The sequence below is a fragment of the Microbulbifer mixtoriginis (SeqCode) genome (assembly GCF_052466865.1).
Genome location: NZ_CP174293.1, coordinates 2488542 through 2504359, shown reverse-complemented (window position 1 = coordinate 2504359; position 15818 = coordinate 2488542). Strand labels below are relative to the sequence as shown.

The 15818-nt window shown below is 47.9% G+C and carries 15 protein-coding genes; 6 read left to right on the top strand and 9 right to left on the bottom strand.

The window, feature by feature from the left end:
• Positions 1–10: 10 nt before the first annotated feature.
• Positions 11–382 carry a hypothetical protein gene (locus tag ACJJJA_RS11440; protein WP_444904667.1) on the top strand — a complete coding sequence of 124 codons (372 nt, stop codon included), beginning with the start codon at positions 11–13 and terminating at the stop codon, positions 380–382.
• A 37-nt stretch (positions 383–419) separates the two neighbouring features.
• Here ACJJJA_RS11440 and ACJJJA_RS11435 read toward each other — a convergent pair whose 3' ends face one another.
• The gene (locus ACJJJA_RS11435) at positions 420–851 is read right to left on the bottom strand and encodes a MarR family winged helix-turn-helix transcriptional regulator (protein WP_444904666.1); all 432 of its coding nucleotides are present in this window, start codon (positions 849–851) and stop codon (positions 420–422) included.
• 121 nt (positions 852–972) lie between these two features.
• Between ACJJJA_RS11435 and ACJJJA_RS11430 the strand changes: the two genes are divergently transcribed.
• The 3 genes from ACJJJA_RS11430 (at position 973) to ACJJJA_RS11420 (ending at position 2582) form a co-directional block, all read left to right on the top strand.
• On the top strand, positions 973–1302 hold the full coding sequence (locus ACJJJA_RS11430; protein WP_444890406.1) for a cupin domain-containing protein: 330 nt from the start codon (positions 973–975) through the stop codon (positions 1300–1302).
• Between the two features lie 189 nt (positions 1303–1491).
• Positions 1492–1998 carry a GNAT family N-acetyltransferase gene (locus ACJJJA_RS11425; RefSeq protein ID WP_444904665.1) on the top strand — a complete coding sequence of 169 codons (507 nt, stop codon included), beginning with the start codon at positions 1492–1494 and terminating at the stop codon, positions 1996–1998.
• Between the two features lie 107 nt (positions 1999–2105).
• Entirely contained in the window at positions 2106–2582 is a 477-nt protein-coding gene (locus ACJJJA_RS11420) for an AgmX/PglI C-terminal domain-containing protein (protein WP_444904664.1), read from the top strand.
• 131 nt (positions 2583–2713) lie between these two features.
• On the opposite strand, the gene ACJJJA_RS11415 is transcribed toward ACJJJA_RS11420, so the two are convergent.
• Together ACJJJA_RS11415 and ACJJJA_RS11410 are read right to left on the bottom strand one after the other, a co-directional pair.
• A complete protein-coding gene (locus ACJJJA_RS11415) occupies positions 2714–3316 on the bottom strand; it encodes a nitroreductase family protein (protein WP_252085787.1) in 603 nt (200 codons plus the stop codon).
• Between the two features lie 117 nt (positions 3317–3433).
• Positions 3434–4339: a LysR family transcriptional regulator gene (locus ACJJJA_RS11410; protein ID WP_444885071.1), complete on the bottom strand. Its 906-nt coding sequence runs from the start codon at positions 4337–4339 to the stop codon at positions 3434–3436.
• Positions 4340–4442: 103 nt separating this feature from the next.
• Here ACJJJA_RS11410 and ACJJJA_RS11405 point away from each other — a divergent pair, with 103 nt between their 5' ends.
• Positions 4443–5387, top strand: coding sequence for a DMT family transporter (locus ACJJJA_RS11405; RefSeq protein WP_444904663.1), 945 nt, complete (start codon positions 4443–4445; stop codon positions 5385–5387).
• Positions 5388–5436: 49 nt separating this feature from the next.
• Here ACJJJA_RS11405 and ACJJJA_RS11400 read toward each other — a convergent pair whose 3' ends face one another.
• The gene (locus ACJJJA_RS11400) at positions 5437–5682 is read right to left on the bottom strand and encodes a DUF2164 domain-containing protein (protein ID WP_444904662.1); all 246 of its coding nucleotides are present in this window, start codon (positions 5680–5682) and stop codon (positions 5437–5439) included.
• Between the two features lie 197 nt (positions 5683–5879).
• On the opposite strand from ACJJJA_RS11400, the gene ACJJJA_RS11395 reads away from it, so the two are divergent.
• Positions 5880–6716, top strand: coding sequence for a DUF4349 domain-containing protein (locus ACJJJA_RS11395; RefSeq protein ID WP_444904661.1), 837 nt, complete (start codon positions 5880–5882; stop codon positions 6714–6716).
• A 143-nt stretch (positions 6717–6859) separates the two neighbouring features.
• On the opposite strand, the gene ACJJJA_RS11390 is transcribed toward ACJJJA_RS11395, so the two are convergent.
• From ACJJJA_RS11390 to prpC, 5 genes are all read right to left on the bottom strand, one after another.
• Positions 6860–9487 carry a TonB-dependent receptor gene (locus ACJJJA_RS11390; protein ID WP_444904660.1) on the bottom strand — a complete coding sequence of 876 codons (2628 nt, stop codon included), beginning with the start codon at positions 9485–9487 and terminating at the stop codon, positions 6860–6862.
• A 284-nt stretch (positions 9488–9771) separates the two neighbouring features.
• Positions 9772–10446: a 2OG-Fe(II) oxygenase gene (locus tag ACJJJA_RS11385; RefSeq protein ID WP_444904659.1), complete on the bottom strand. Its 675-nt coding sequence runs from the start codon at positions 10444–10446 to the stop codon at positions 9772–9774.
• A 296-nt stretch (positions 10447–10742) separates the two neighbouring features.
• Positions 10743–11924 carry a 2-methylaconitate cis-trans isomerase PrpF gene (gene prpF, locus ACJJJA_RS11380; protein WP_444904658.1) on the bottom strand — a complete coding sequence of 394 codons (1182 nt, stop codon included), beginning with the start codon at positions 11922–11924 and terminating at the stop codon, positions 10743–10745.
• Positions 11925–14522 carry a Fe/S-dependent 2-methylisocitrate dehydratase AcnD gene (gene acnD / locus ACJJJA_RS11375; protein ID WP_444904657.1) on the bottom strand — a complete coding sequence of 866 codons (2598 nt, stop codon included), beginning with the start codon at positions 14520–14522 and terminating at the stop codon, positions 11925–11927.
• A gap of 129 nt (positions 14523–14651) precedes the next feature.
• Positions 14652–15779, bottom strand: coding sequence for a bifunctional 2-methylcitrate synthase/citrate synthase (gene prpC / locus ACJJJA_RS11370; RefSeq protein WP_444904656.1), 1128 nt, complete (start codon positions 15777–15779; stop codon positions 14652–14654).
• Positions 15780–15818: the final 39 nt, after the last annotated feature.

The window sequence follows — 15818 nt, the reverse complement described above, 5'->3', positions numbered from 1 at the left end:
CACTATCAATATGGACAGAGATAAAAGCTATCGCAGGGCTTGTGAGCTCCAAACTTCTGGGAAGCTTTCTCAAGCTCTCCAGCTTTATGCACAGTTAACGGCCTCATCTAATGACCCAAGATATTACATCGCTTATGGTATGTGCCTCCAAGAATTAAATCATTGGAAACAATCTATAGCGGATTTAAAAAGAGCCATTGATCTAAAGCCCCACTACTGCCTACCAGATGCACAACTTTCTCTAGCGATAGCTTACCTTAAAGTCAATCAGAAAAAGGAAGCGATAAAGCTACTGAGTCTTTGTGCATCAAGGGCTCCTGAATACCCAAGTTATGAGTCAGTTCCAAACAAAGCCAAAGAGTTATTAAAAAATCATAAATAACAAACCAAAGTGATGGACGATTGAATAAGGTCCAACCCTATTTTTTCAGCCGGGATAAAATTTTATGACACAGTGAGGTCAAGTCCTGTTGCTCTTCAGCCGTTAATCTGACCTTGCAGGCCATATCTACAAGTATATGAGAGGTTTTCTGCTTTAGATCGCGCCCTTTTCGGGTGAGGACAATCACTTTTGCCCGCTCGTCCACGCTGGACTTTTGCCTCTCGATAAACCCTTTAGCCTCTAGGCGTTTCAGCACTTGAGTCAAGGTGCCTGCATCCAGGTAAGTCTGATGGCTTAGCTCTTTGATAAAAACAGAGTCTTCATTCCAAAGGCTCATCATCACCAGAAACTGCGGGTAGGTAAGATCAAACTGATCAAGCTCCGGCCTGTATTCACGCACCATAGAGTTCGCTGTCGAATATAAGGCAAAACACACCAACTCTTGGAGATTGAACTCTTTTGGAGTCATTTTGATTACTCACTGAACAGATCTATATATTATGCGCGCAAAGTACTTGACGGTAAACCCGAACTTAAACAACAATACTTTGCGCGCAAAATATTGTTGTTTAAGATGGAAGAGTACTGCTATGAATCAAGTGAATTTTTCTGGCATCACGTCTAGTCACTGGAAGAATATTGAAGCCAGGGAGGTTGCTCCCGGCATATTCGAGAGAAGTCTTTGGAGAGAGGAAGCAGGAAGCTGGGTGTCTGTCTTCGAGTTTCTACCTGGAGCCAGATACCCAGGTGTGGAAACACATATTGACGGTGCAGAACAAATTTTTGTGATTTCAGGGATCTTTAATGATGGCAGAGACGATCATCCCGAGGGATCATTTATTCACAACCCCATTGGCTCAGCACATATTCCCCAGTCAGAAACAGGATGTACTGTCTTGTTGAAATTTCAGGCAGCTTAAAATTTTTTTTTACCGTCTTGGGGTCCTATTCCTGGCATAGGGCGCCCGGGATGCAGTCATTTACAGCCGTCCCTTTTCCCCTTCTGCCAACTCAAATGTTTTAACAATTCTTTAAAGATTACACAGCTAATTTTTATAGGCTAAATTTTGCTTTCACCCTATTCATTACTCGAATTCCCAGGCATTACTTTGAAATTAGTACCCCCTTCAGCAATCTATGAGGCTAGTTATCGGCAATATATAGAAGAGCTGAATGATGAAGAGCGCTATCCCTTTCCTATGGATTTTGATCATGCGGACTTCGAAGCTCTCATCCAAAAGCTCATTAACTTTGCACAGGGTAAAAACCTACCGGAAGGCTTTGTCCCAAGTTCTACACTATGGCTTGTTGATGAAACTGAAATCGTAGGCGTCACCAATATTCGCCACTACCTGAACGATAGAATTACCCACTGCGGTGGGCATATTGGTTTGGGGATCAGACCCAAGTATAGAGGCAAAGGGTACGGTAAACGCCTGATGGAGCTCTCGATCCAGTGGCTTCAGGAAATGAAAGCCGGGACAATTCACATTCACTGTCACAAAGACAACCCCGCCTCTGCCAATACAATTAAGGCATGTGGTGGATTATTGGATTCTGAGATCGAAGCAGATGGGAAAATTGTACAAAGATACCTTGTAAAGCCAGGCGATTAATTGCTACAGAAAATTCACGAACCTTAGGTTTAACCAATCGATACGCTAATCTCCCCCTAGAGGTAGCACCTAAAGTAGACTAAGTACTTGGTCAAGAATATCGAAGTATGAATGGAAAAATGAACCGATTTACTTATCAAAGCTTATTCTGTATCAGTCTCACACTCTCCAGTAATCTTGCAAGCGCGGAAATTTATCAGTGGGTCGATCAAAGCGGAAACGCCAGCTTCTCTGATAAAAAACCACCAGCCATAGCAGATGCCACCCTTAAAAAAACCGTTAAGAAAAAGCGAGAGCGTAGCAGAGTAGAAATTCAGCAGGTATTTGATAAACACAAAGGCCAGCTTTATCGTTTATACTTGAGTGCGCGCAAACAAGACCCTGACCTTGAAGGCGGCGCAGAATTTATTATCGATATTGAACCTAGTGGCGAAGTCGCCAATATCGCATTGGCCAGCTCCAGCCTCGATTCCAAGCCGTTTACCGATCAGTTAATGGCAAAGATTCAGGAATTTAACTTCGGTGCCAGCGACACACGAAGAACAACAATTCACTACCCGATTCATTTTTTACCCACCCAATAACCGCCAATTGACTTTGTGCTTTAATCCACTTGTGATCAATTATCCCACTAGCGGAGATATGGATAATTGATCACAAGAACAGCCCTACAGATTGCAAGCATAAATACTAAACTACGGTATGTAAGTTATGCTCAAAATTGGTTTTCAAATAACACTTCACCCAATGCTAACTGGCCACCACGTCCATTCGCTGCTTTGCTAGCCTTACCCACGACTATCATCATTCCGATCAGGTAACCTTCTGGCAGGTTTATAAGCTCGGCCACTTTATCTGAGTCAAACCCAACCAGTGCGCCGGTGTCATAGCCCAGTGCTTTTGCCGCAAGCATCATGGTTTGCGCCGCTAAGCCACAGCTCCTTATTGCTTCATCTCGCTGCAATTGAGGTTTATCTCTATAGAAATCAGTTAGCATTGGGACTAAAAGTTCCCTCGCCTCTCTGGGTGCATCAGCCCAATAGCGTTCTGGTCGATCTTTCCAAGCGTTTATATCTGCACAAAGAATAATCAGCTCAGACGCATCTTCCACTTGCTGTTGACCCCAGGCAGCATCCTTAAGTCTGCTTCGAAGCCTGGAATCTGTTACTCGCAGGAATCTCCAATGCTGAATGTTATAGGATGTTGGCGATAACATTGTGGCTTGGATAAGCTGGTTAAACTCACTTGATGTCATCTTTTCAGATACATCGTAATGCTTTACCGAACGGCGAGTTTCAACAGCAGTAAACAGGTCCATAATTTCCCTCTGACAATTAATCATCTTGTGTATATCGATGAGAGAAAGCTTATTGGGTTTCTTCTGGCTTGATAATGGGCTCTTTTGTTAAATGATTGTTGAGAAAAAGTTAACAAACTAGCAATCCCAATAGGGAATGTCGCCACCAAAATACTCAATGGCAAAGTCTATAAAGGCCCGTACCTTGGCAGGCATATACTGCCGCTCAGGAAATACGGCATAAATAGTCTTGGCCGGCATTTGATATTCTTCAAACAACGGCACCAGGAGACCACTCTTGATATCTGCTCCTGCGACAAAAGTCGGCAGGCGGCCGATGCCAAGCCCCTGGAGAATGGCTTCCCGCAGCGCTTCGCTGTTATTGACCTGGTAGTTACCCCTGACTTCTATGGTGTGCAGATGGTTATCCTGAATAAAATTCCACTCTTTTACATCCCTGGAATAAGTAAACATCAAACAATTGTGCTCTGTTAACTGTTCAAGCTCGATCGGTTTGCCGAACTCTTCCAAGTACGCGGGAGAGGCACAGAGCACGCTTTGCAGAGGCGCCAGCTTGCGGGCAATCAAACTGGTATCAGGCAGGTCACCACCACGGATAGCGATATCAAACCCCTCTCCAATCAGGTCTACCACCTTATCGTCCATCACCAGATCAATCGTGATTTTTGGATAGCGCTTGAGAAACACTGGGATAAGCGGTGCCAAATGCAACCTGCCAAAGGACATTGGGGCATTGATTCGCAAGCGCCCCTGAGGCTCACCTTGAAGCTGAGTCACTGCATCCTGAGCGTCCTGTGCGGCCTGATAAGCGATTCGGGCATGCTGAAAAAAATGCTCGCCCGCCTCTGTCAAACTCAGCTTGCGGGTGGTGCGATGCAATAGTTTTACCCCAAGTTGCTCTTCCAGCTGACTGACCCGTTTACTAACTGCAGACTTGGATATCCCCAGCAACTTGGCGGCCGGGGAAAAGCCACCGGTTTCGGCCACTGTGACAAATACCGGTATGGCTGCAAAACTTTCCATAAACTACTGTTTCCTTTTTCTCAACAGTATGTATCTTAATTGATGGATTATCAGTTTATCAGAAACGAGTTACTCTGATCTCGCTTTTATTGAGGGAAGAGTCATGCGTGAACTTTCAAGGGGTATCAACCCTACAGCAACGGCAAGCAGCGGCACATCATTGTGGTGGGTTCACGGCTTGATGATAGCCTGCACATTACTTGTCGCTGGCTCATTTCCTGTTGGTGCGTTAATCGCCGATTCGTTACCGGCAGATTGCTTGATGATGATTCGGTTCTTAATTGCAACAGGGCTATTTGCGCCCTTCATATTCTTAAAGCATGGATTTCAGCTTCCACACCTCAAAAAGCTACTGGGTTATGCGCTACTCAGCATCCCATTGGTTATCTTTTTCTGGTGTATGTTTGAAGCGCTCAAATACACCACAGCAGTAAATACCGGCGCCCTTTTTACAACCGTTCCTGCAATGACTGCCGTCTTTGCCTTGATCATCAATGGTGAGCGTAGCAGCGCCCGCAAAGTCATCGGTCTTACCCTTGGAACATTGGGTGCGGCCTGGATTGTATTTGAAGGGAGTATTACAACAGCGATAACGCTGGATCTAAATAGAGGGGATTGGATATTCACCTTAGGTGCTATATCGCTCAGCTTGTATAATCCACTGATCAAGAGAGTCCACTCAGGGGAGCCTACAGAGGTTATGACATTCTGGGTTATTCTATTTGGCGCCCTCTGGTTATTACTGCTTTCATTCCCAAGTTTAAGCCAAATAGAATGGCGGAATATACCTATCGAAACTTACGGAGGGCTATTCTATTTAGCCTTATTCACAACATTAATCAGTTTTTTCCTACTGCAATTTAGCACAATAAGAATCGGGGCGACCAAAGTTGCAGCATACAGCTTCTTGAATCCGGTATTTGTACTGGCATTGGCTACAGCATTGGAAATGACGAAATTCTCTATCAACTTTATACCTGGAATAATCTTAGTATTTGCAGCCATGTTATTTATCCAAGCAGAAAAACCCAAGAAAAAATACCCCTGAACAACTCAAGAACAATAGAATCAAATTGCCATCAATAGGGGCAATATTTCTAGTCGACAGTCTTTTCTATTTCATAAATTGCATCAGAAATATCTTCCAACTTAGAGGTCACTATTACCTGAGCATCATGTAGACCTTGATTATAAAACCCTGCCCCCATCTCCTTTGCAAGAAAATCAATAAAGAACTCCGCTTCAAAACTGCCAATCTCCAACTCAAATTCTTTAGACAAATAACCCCTAATCTTTTCGATTAGCTCTAACTTTCGCCTTTCTTCCAGTTCTATTGTCGACATCACCTATTTTCCATCAATACACAAATTTAGAACAAACACTCAGCCCCATATGAGAATAACATAAATGTTGAGACCCTTAATGAATCCCAAATGCATGACTCTAAGTAAACAACATGTACAGCGGCGCATATCTTTATAACTAAACCGGACAATGTTAGATTCGAATCTATTCGGATTAACTAAAAAACGGGATCAAAATGAGACTCTTTAACTACGTCTTTGCCCTGCTTATATTGGGCAGTAGCTCTGGCTGCTCAGAATCAAGCAGTGATAGATCAACAACTTCATACAGTCCCAATGCCCATACCACCAGCAACAGGGTTGCAGATATCCGGTTCCCGGAACCTATCACAGGGGGCAATCGAGGTGGACAAGATCAGTATATTGCTTACGAACATTTCCTGACAGCTGAACTACCTGCTGAAGAAGTTGAACCTGTATTCCACAAACTCCAATTACTTTGCCAACAGGAGATGGAGAAAAAATGCACTATATTGCATTCTAGTCTCCGTAATGATGAAAAGCCCTACGGAAGGATTCACCTTAGAATACACCCCACCGGAGTCGATAAAATCATTGATCTGGCATCAAAGCAAGGAGGAGTGATACAGCGGGAAACCAAAGCAGAAGATTTACAGGATGTAATTATCGACAGCCAAAAACGACTTGAAATGTTACTCCAGTATCAATCGAGACTTATAGAACTGGAACAAAAATCTGCGAGTGACATTGATACTCTAATAAAGGTTGCTGAAAAGTTAGCATCGGTACAATCTGATATTGAGTATTCACAAGGTAAAAAAGCTAAACTGCTCAAGCGAATTCAGATGGATGTGGTTGAAATTGAATTACACTCAAAATCTTATACTTCTTTCTGGAGTCCCATATTAGACTCCCTATCTCATTTTGGTGAAAATTTGTCTGATGGGCTATCTGAGGCAATCACTGCAATCGCCTACCTTTTACCCTGGATGCTTATCGCCCTATTTGTATTTTATCTGATTCGCATAATTTGGCGTAAAACCAGAACCTAACAGTTTACATAGCCCCAAGATACACGCATGTCTTGATATGGGCTAAAGTACTCGTGAGAAGTTTTGACTTCACTCACGAGCCATAAAAAAAGCCGGACCATCTAAATTGACCCGGCTTTTTACTATGGAATAACAGTAGCTACTTAGAAGTTGTAGTTAAAGCGTACACCGTAGCTCATTGGAGTGGAGAATGGCCCAGATACGAGGCCATCACTTCCATCAGCGTAGTAGGGAACAATCTCATCAGTCAGGTTATTACCAAAGGCTTCAACGTTCCACTGATCGTCCGGGCTTACATACTTCACGGAAGCATTTACCATCCAGAAGGAATCACGACTGTCATCAAAAGCAGAAGTACCACCAGTGGGGAAGTCGTGCTTGTCAACATTCCAGTAGGTCAGATAAGACTCATCTTCCCAGTGGATGCCTATAAACGGAATAATTGCACCGCCGTGGACCAACTCAAAGGTGTGATCATAATTGATTGTGAAGCTGAATTCAGGTGATACAGGCAGCTCATTACCCTTCAAATTTCGGAAGAGCTCTTCATTAGTATTGTCATGAGCTAAGCCGTAATCCGAAATTTCGAATAACGCTTGGTTATTGAAATTCCAGCGGTTCTGAAAATCAGAGGTGATTTCTGTTTGCATCCAGGTAGCAAAACCACTGATTCGGCCATTCGGATAGGGGGCCCAGTCAAACTCTAACTCTAGCCCCATAATCTCTGCGCTAGCAGCATTCTTAGTAAGGTAAATGACGACGGGCTCGGTCGTAATTTCACCTGCGTTCTCACCTTCTCGCTCTACCGCATAGTACGAGTATGCAGTATCAGGTGCAGCTAGCTGCATATCCTTATAGTCGGAGAAAAAGAAGGTACTAGCCAGATTTAGTCGACCATCCAAGAAGGTACCTTTTGCTCCTAGCTCCCAAGTAATGACCTTCTCCTCATCATAGCTAGTGTCAATTACCTGTTGAACAACCCGATTTCCCTCATCATCGTAGATGTACTCAGCCGTGTCCGGGTCTTGCTCATATTGGATGACAACATCACCCAAACCACCGGACTTAAATCCACTTGCAACATATGCATACAGCATGACTTCATCTGTCAGGTCATAATCGAGACCAATTCGAAAGTCGGATGAATCCCAGCTCTTGCTGGCATCATTGTAAGTATCAATTGTATAAATTGAGCTGTCAGCAAAGTGGTTGGTAGAGAAGCTATTAAAGGTGCCCTGTAAATAGGCAGGGAAGCAGCCATACTCTTCATCTGATTCAGTGGACCAGTCTCGAGTGCAACTCAGGTTGTTACCACCTACATCACTCTTCTCATCTTCCGTATATCGACCACCAACAGTTAGGTGGAGGGTATCAGTAAGGTCATAGGTAGCCTGAGCAAATACTGCGCTGGCTTCTATAGTTCTATCTGGCTGCCTCCAGAATACGGCATTATCTAATGAGGCCAGGAAGTAACCATTCAGATCAGTGGTCTCGTGGAAATAAAACAAACCTGTAATCCACTGTAGGGGACCATCACCTGTAGATTGCAACTGTAACTCATGGGAGTAAGAGACATTTTCTGAGTCTGTAATGCTCATACTCATATCCCAGGTATTGCGACCAGCATCAATATCAATCAGGTTGCTTCGTTCCTGAACTGCATACCCGGTGTTATACACAAACGCCATGGTATCGCTGAAATCCCAGCGGAAGTTAGAACGGAATGAAGTCATGGTGAGATCAAGTTCACCTGGTACATTCACCGCTACGGTGTACTCATCAGCACCGGAGCCGTAGTAGGTTTCACAAGTTGTTCCATCTTCGCGCTGCTCAGCCTTTTCACAGTCAATAGTGTTGATGCCGCCTGCACTACTATCCTGATAGTGTTCCGCTACGGCATACCAAGAAATATCGTCAGTCGGTTCCCATAACGCACCTATACGCACCGCTTGCTGATCAACATTCCCATAAAAATCTTCAGCATCCGCCCTAACCAGCTGATAGTCTGTGGCTCCTTCAGCGTTATTCGCTTGAATAAAGGTTCTTGAAGCGTCATCAGATAAAACGCTCGCACCTACAGAGTCAGCATCAATATAGCGATTATCCCACTGGTTAACGTCATAAAACCCGGTAAGGTAGGAATCCCGTGTCTCATCCATAAAGGACGCACGCAGAGCAAAGGTATCTGAAACCGGAATATTGATAACGCCTTTGACCAGCTCTTGATTCCAGCGACCAAGCTCAACGCCCACGGAACCTTCGAACTCATTAATTACCGGTCTTTTTGAAATAACATTAATGGCACCAACAGTAGAATTACGCCCGTAAAGAGTACCTTGAGGCCCACGCATGGCTTCTACCCTTTCAGAGTCAAACATCATTGCCATTGCAGACTGGGGGCGCGAAGAATAAATACCGTCGAAGTGTAAGCCAACAGCTGGATCACCAAACTCAGTAGTATTGGTAGAGCGAACACCACGCATAGAAATCACTGGTGAAGACTGAGAAGCATCATAGCCGATATCCACATTGGGAATTGTACTGCCCAGATCTTTTACATTCTTAATACCCTGACGATCTAACTCTTCCTGGGTGAAAGCGGAAATGGCTACTGGAGTTTCCATCAGGTTGGTTTCGCGCTTCGTCGCAGTAACAGTGACTTCTTCCAACGCCCAGTCATCTTCTTGATTACTAGCTTCCTGTGCCCAGGCTGAGGCCACCGCTATATTGGCCATTGCAATCGCAAGGGTAAGTGGTTTTTTAATTGTCATTGATGTCTCTCCAATCTGCTGCAACAGGAAAGCCGGTTTGATTGTTATGCGTGGCTTACCTACGGGCCGTCGGCTGTACGTCGGCTAGGTTAAAATCTCAAAAAGGAGAGTTCTGTGAAACTGAGATACGATGGGGCGGATCGCGATTAGGATCAATCGGATCTCTAAATCAATCGGACGATGATTTAGTGCCCTATAAGCCCTGCGGTTACCGCAGGGCGCTAGTAGGTTTACCTAGATAGGTGATTTACTAGAGGTTAATTTTAAGCGGGTAACTCATTAATTTAACGGGGCGGGTCAACCCGATCGGTTACAGAAGTGTTTACCCGAAACCAGCCTGCAATAGAGTAGCGATCCCGATTGGCTGGTAGAACTTCGTGGGGAAACTCCTCACTTAAGAAAGTCACTACCGTTCCCATTAACGGCGTTACTTTGGTGCCGACCCTATCCTGCTCATCTTTGTAGAGCACAAGCTCACCAGCATCCGCAGCGCTCCAGCCTGGATTAAGATAGACGACTAATGAGAGTACCCTGTTCGCCTCTCCGCGAAATGCATCGTAGTGTCTTTTGTAGTAGTCCCCAGGTCGGTAATGGGCAAAATGGCTTTCAAATGAGAAAAGCCCCAGAAAAAGATGCCTGTTGAGATAAACCTGAAGCTGGCCCGCCCAGCTGAGCCAATCTCTTCCTGTAGCAGACTCCCCGGTAATCCAACAAATTTCATCCGTTCGCACGAATTCATTCCGTAGGTAATCGTCACCTCGCCCGATCCCTGCATCAATAAATTTCTCTCCGTTCATTTCCTGCTGATAGGTAAAAAGCGCACTGGAGAGTGATTCGGGTAGTGCGGCATGGCGAATACTATAGCCCTGCTCGGTAAGATCCCTAGCGATGTGTGCAAATAGAGTTTCATCGGTAGTGTTATCGCCACCGAGCGACATTAACGATTTGGCTGCTACCAAGTTTATTTCCTGCTAACAATAAGAGGCACGGCGATGTGTAATTTCGCCAAGAGCACTACCTAATAATCAAACTGTATTCTTATAGAAACAGCGTAAGACCCGAGTGAGATTGCGGCCGAGGATAAGCCAGGGGCTGGAATGGGTGGCTCGGGGTGCAGGGAAAGGTAGCCCAAAGCTGTATGAGAGTCTACGAAAGTATTGTGTGAGCCGGCTAATAAAATAGAAACCCTTCAAGAGTACAAGTCGACCACTAAAAAGGGGCGTATCACGCCCCTAAAGATGTGATTATACCAAGACTAGAAACTATCGCCTGGCACTCGCACCCAGCCTTCCATCAGGATGCGCGCACTACGGCTCATAATGGCTTTGGTGGCAACCCACTGGCCATCAACCACTTTCGCATGGGCTCCAACCCGCAATGTGCCTGAAGGATGGCCAAAGCAAATGGAGTTACGATCACCCTCACCGGCGGCAAGGTTGACCAGGGTGCCGGGAATAGCCGCTGCAGTTCCTATAGCCACGGCGGCTGTACCCATCATGGCGTGGTGCAGCTTACCCATGGAGAGGGCTCGCACAAGCAAATCAATATCTTGCGCCGCTACCTTTTTTCCACTGGAGGCAATGTAGTCCTGCGGCTTGCCGACAAAGGCGATCTTCGGCGTGTGCTGCCTAGCCGCGGCTTCCTCCACAGAGGAAATCAGGCCCATCTTCACCGCACCGTGGGCACGGATGGTCTCGAACATGGCGAGCGCCTTGCTATCGCCATTAATGGCATCCTGCAGCTCGGTGCCGGTATAGCCAATATCTTCCGCATTGACGAAGATCGTGGGGATACCGGCATTGATCATGGTCGCCTTGAGTACACCAATTCCTGGCACTTCGAGATCATCGACTGGGTTACCGGTGGGAAGCATGGCACCCTCGCCGTCCGAGGGGTCCATAAACTCAATTTCCACTTCGGCTGCCGGGAAAGTTACACCATCCAGCTCGAAATCTCCGGTTTCCTGCACTTCACCGTTGGTAATAGGTACATGGGCAATAATGGTTTGGCCAATATTGGCCTGCCAAATGCGCACTGTACAAATACCATTTTCTGGAATTCGCGCAGCATCCACAAAACCGCTATTAATCGCAAAAGCTCCAACAGCCGCAGTGAGATTACCGCAGTTACCACTCCAATCGACCATGGGCTTATCGATGGAAACCTGGCCAAACAGGTAGTTCACATCGTGATCGGGCTTATCACAGGCAGACAGGATCACTGTTTTGCTGGTGCTCGAAGTGGCTCCACCCATCCCATCGGTATGCTTTCCGTAAGGGTCCGGGCTGCCAATTACCCGCAACAGCAAATTATCACGGGCCTCTCCTGGAACCTGCGCAACTTCGGGTAGATCCTGTAAACGGAAGAAAACGCCCTTACTGGTGCCCCCGCGCATATAAGTCGCGGGGATTTTGACTTGAGGAGCAAATTTCAACATTTAAGCCGTCGCCTCTGCTTCGAGGAAGTCTTTCGCAAAGCGCTGCAAAACACCCCCAGCCTCATAAATGGAAACCTCTTCTGCAGTATCCAAGCGGCAGGTTACCGGAGCTTCAACTGTCTCACCGTTGGCGCGGTGGATCAGTAGAGTCAGCGTGGCATGGGGGGTACGCTCACCGATTACGTCGAAACTTTCAGTACCGTCGATACCCAGGGTTTCGCGAGTAGTTCCCGGCTTAAACTCTAGCGGCAACACGCCCATACCGATCAGGTTAGTGCGGTGAATACGTTCAAAGCCTTCGGCGGCAATCGCTTCTACGCCGGCCAGGCGTACACCTTTCGCAGCCCAATCACGGGAAGAGCCCTGCCCATAGTCGGCACCAGCAATGATAATCAGCGGCTGCTTGCGATCCATATAAGTCTCGATCGCCTCCCACATACGGGTAACCTGCCCTTCCGGCTCGACACGAGCCAGAGAGCCCTGGCGAATCTCGCCCTTATCATCGCGCACCATTTCGTTGAGTAGCTTCGGGTTGGCGAAAGTTGCACGCTGGGCAGTGAGGTGGTCACCACGATGGGTTGCGTAGGAGTTAAAGTCCTCTTCCGGCAATCCCATCTTCGCCAGGTATTCACCGGCAGCACTGCTGGCCAGAATGGCATTGGAGGGAGACAAGTGGTCGGTAGTGATATTGTCACCCAGCACCGCCAGCGGGCGCATGCCCTTCAAGCTGCGCTCGCCTGCCAGGGCACCTTCCCAATAAGGTGGGCGGCGGATATAGGTACTCATCGGGCGCCAGTCGTAGAGTGCGTGGCCCTGCTCTTCTGCGGCATCCCGTTCTTCGAACATGGGAATATACACATCGCGGAACTGCTGTGGCTTCACGCTCTGACGTACGATCGCATCGATCTCTTCGTCGCTGGGCCAGATATCTTTCAGGGTAATCGGGTTGCCATCGGCATCGTATCCCAGCGCATCTTTTTCGATATCGAAACGGATGGTGCCGGCAATAGCATAGGCAACGACCAGCGGCGGTGAAGCCAGGAAAGCCTGCTTGGCATAGGGGTGGATACGACCATCGAAGTTGCGGTTTCCAGACAGGACCGCAGTAGCATACAGATCGCGGTCGATCACTTCCTGCTGGATTTTCGGATCCAGGGCACCGCTCATGCCATTACAGGTGGTACAGGCAAAAGCCACTACACCGAAACCCATCTGCTCCAGATCCGGTAGCAGGTCGGCCTCTTCCAGATACATTTTTACCGTTTTAGAGCCCGGTGCCAGGGAGGATTTCACCCAGGGTTTGCGGGTCAGGCCAAGCTTGTTCGCATTGCGGGCAATCAGGCCTGCGGCAATCATATTGCGCGGATTACTGGTATTGGTGCAGCTGGTAATCGCCGCAATAATCACAGCACCATCAGGCATCTCACCAGCTTTCTCTTCCCAGGCCTTGGCGATACCGCGATTGGCCAGTTCCGAGGCCGGCAGCAGCGCGTGGGGGTTGGAAGGACCTGCAAGGTTGCGGCCCACTGTAGTGAGATCGAACTTCAGCACGCGCTCATATTCGGCATCCTTCAAAGTATCGGACCAGAGGCCCGTTTCCTTGGCAAACTTTTCTACCAAAGCTACCTGCTCATCATCGCGGCCGGTGAGTTTGAGATAGTCGATGGTTTGCTCATCGATGGAGAACATGGCCGCAGTAGCGCCATACTCTGGAGTCATATTGGAAATAGTGGCACGATCCCCCAGGGTCAGGTTGGAAGCCCCTTCACCGTAGAATTCCAGGTAGGCTCCGACCACACGCTCGCGGCGTAGGAATTCAGTGAGAGCCAGTACCAAATCGGTACCGGTAATCCCGGGCTGCAATTTTCCGGTAAGTTCCACCCCAACGATATTCGGCAGACGCATATAAGAGGCGCGGCCGAGCATTACGCTTTCAGCTTCCAGGCCGCCAACGCCCACAGAAATCACACCCAGAGCATCGACCATCGGCGTGTGACTGTCGGTACCAACACAAGTATCCGGGAAGGCCACGCCTTCACGCACCTGCACCACCGGAGACATTTTCTCCAAGTTGATCTGGTGCATGATGCCGTTACCGGGGGGAATCACATCGACGTTTTCAAATGCGGTTTTGGTCCAGTTGATAAAGTGGAAGCGATCTTCGTTGCGGCGTTCTTCTACCGCACGATTTTTTTCAAAAGCATCCTTCTCAAAACCGGGGTGCTCTACCGCGAGGGAGTGGTCCACAATCAACTGGGTAGGAACAACTGGATTTACCTTGGCGGGATCACCGCCTTTATCGGCAATGGCATCGCGCAGACCGGCCAGGTCTACCAATGCGGTTTGACCGAGGATATCGTGGCACACCACTCGCGCCGGGAACCAGGGAAAATCCAGCTCGCGTTTACGCTCGATAATCTGCTTCAGGGAGTCGGTCAGTTTTTCCGGCTCACAGCGGCGCACCAGGTTTTCCGCCAGAATACGTGAGGTATACGGCAGTTTGGCATAGGCTCCGGGCTGGATCGCGTCAACGGCGGCGCGGGTATCGAAATAATCGAGGTCGGTACCGGGCAGTGATTTGCGGTAATCAGTATTCATAGCTAGGTAAATCAGTTCAGTCGAATCTTTTTAAAGTCGTGTCTCTTCTGAGAGAGGCTCCAGATCGCCCAAAAAGGCAACCTGAAGCCGGCACACTGGGTGTGCCTCATTTCAATAGTGAAATGAAAATTAACCGCGCTCGGCGATAGGCGGTACTTCGCGCGGTTCGACACCTACATATTCAGCGCTCGGGCGAATAATGCGGTTGTCTGCACGCTGTTCAAATACGTGGGCAGCCCAACCAGTAACACGCGACATTACAAAAATCGGCGTGAACAATTTGGTGGGAATTCCCATAAAGTGATAAGCGGATGCATGGAAAAAGTCGGCATTACAGAACAACTTTTTCTCGCGCCACATGACTTCTTCGCAGCGTACGGAAACCGGGTACAAGACCTTATCGCCCACATCTTCAGACAGTTTCTCAGACCAGGCTTTGATGATCTCGTTGCGCGGATCGGATTCGCGATAAATCGCGTGGCCGAAGCCCATGATTTTCTCTTTGCGCTCCAGCATACCCAGCAGTTCTTTCTCTGCTTCATCCGGGTTGGCAAAACGCTCGATCATTTCCATTGCCGCCTCGTTGGCGCCGCCATGCAACGGGCCACGCAGAGTGCCGATAGCACCGGTAATGCAGCTAAACAGATCAGACAGGGTAGAGGCACAAACACGCGCAGTGAAAGTGGACGCGTTAAACTCGTGCTCTGCGTAGAGGATCAGGGAAACATTCATCACCTGCTCATGCAGGGCATTGGGTTTCTCACCGCGCAGCATATGCAGGAAGTGGCCGCCGATGCTGTCATCGTCGGTATCCGTTTCAATGCGCACGTTGTCGTGGGTGAAACGATACCAGTAGCAAATGATGGAGGGAAAAGCAGCCAGTAAGCGGTTGGCTTTTTCCAGCTGCTGCGCGAAGGACTCTTCCCCTTCCAGGTTGCCCAGCATGGAGCATCCAGTACGCATTACGTCCATCGGATGGGCATCGGCAGGAATACGCTCCAGCACTTCTTTCAGTGCTTGCGGCAAACCGCGCATACCTTTTAATAAGGCCTTGTATTCCGCCAACTGGTCGCTGGTGGGCAGCTCCCCGTAGAAAATCAGGTAGGCAACTTCTCCAAACTCGCAGTGTTGGGCCAGGTCTTTGATATCGTAACCGCGGTAAGTGAGGCCGGAGCCGGATTTACCTACCGTGGACAACGCAGTTTTACCCGCAACCTGGCCACGCAAGCCGGCGCCACTCAATGCTTTTTCTGCCATCTTCCTTATCTCCCCTTTGTAGGCACAGTTTCTGTGTTC

What these genes read in the sequence shown, in the direction of transcription:
- acnD (WP_444904657.1), bottom strand. Translation starts at nt 14,522, where the DNA reads ATGAATACTGATTACCGCAAATCACTGCCCGGTACCGACCTCGATTAT.
- ACJJJA_RS11410 (WP_444885071.1), bottom strand. Translation starts at nt 4,339, where the DNA reads ATGGAAAGTTTTGCAGCCATACCGGTATTTGTCACAGTGGCCGAAACC.
- ACJJJA_RS11435 (WP_444904666.1), bottom strand. Translation starts at nt 851, where the DNA reads ATGACTCCAAAAGAGTTCAATCTCCAAGAGTTGGTGTGTTTTGCCTTA.
- prpF (WP_444904658.1), bottom strand. Translation starts at nt 11,924, where the DNA reads ATGTTGAAATTTGCTCCTCAAGTCAAAATCCCCGCGACTTATATGCGC.
- ACJJJA_RS11395 (WP_444904661.1), top strand. Translation starts at nt 5,880, where the DNA reads ATGAGACTCTTTAACTACGTCTTTGCCCTGCTTATATTGGGCAGTAGC.
- ACJJJA_RS11415 (WP_252085787.1), bottom strand. Translation starts at nt 3,316, where the DNA reads ATGGACCTGTTTACTGCTGTTGAAACTCGCCGTTCGGTAAAGCATTAC.
- ACJJJA_RS11440 (WP_444904667.1), top strand. Translation starts at nt 11, where the DNA reads ATGGACAGAGATAAAAGCTATCGCAGGGCTTGTGAGCTCCAAACTTCT.
- prpC (WP_444904656.1), bottom strand. Translation starts at nt 15,779, where the DNA reads ATGGCAGAAAAAGCATTGAGTGGCGCCGGCTTGCGTGGCCAGGTTGCG.
- ACJJJA_RS11400 (WP_444904662.1), bottom strand. Translation starts at nt 5,682, where the DNA reads ATGTCGACAATAGAACTGGAAGAAAGGCGAAAGTTAGAGCTAATCGAA.
- ACJJJA_RS11420 (WP_444904664.1), top strand. Translation starts at nt 2,106, where the DNA reads ATGAATGGAAAAATGAACCGATTTACTTATCAAAGCTTATTCTGTATC.
- ACJJJA_RS11390 (WP_444904660.1), bottom strand. Translation starts at nt 9,487, where the DNA reads ATGACAATTAAAAAACCACTTACCCTTGCGATTGCAATGGCCAATATA.
- ACJJJA_RS11405 (WP_444904663.1), top strand. Translation starts at nt 4,443, where the DNA reads ATGCGTGAACTTTCAAGGGGTATCAACCCTACAGCAACGGCAAGCAGC.
- ACJJJA_RS11430 (WP_444890406.1), top strand. Translation starts at nt 973, where the DNA reads ATGAATCAAGTGAATTTTTCTGGCATCACGTCTAGTCACTGGAAGAAT.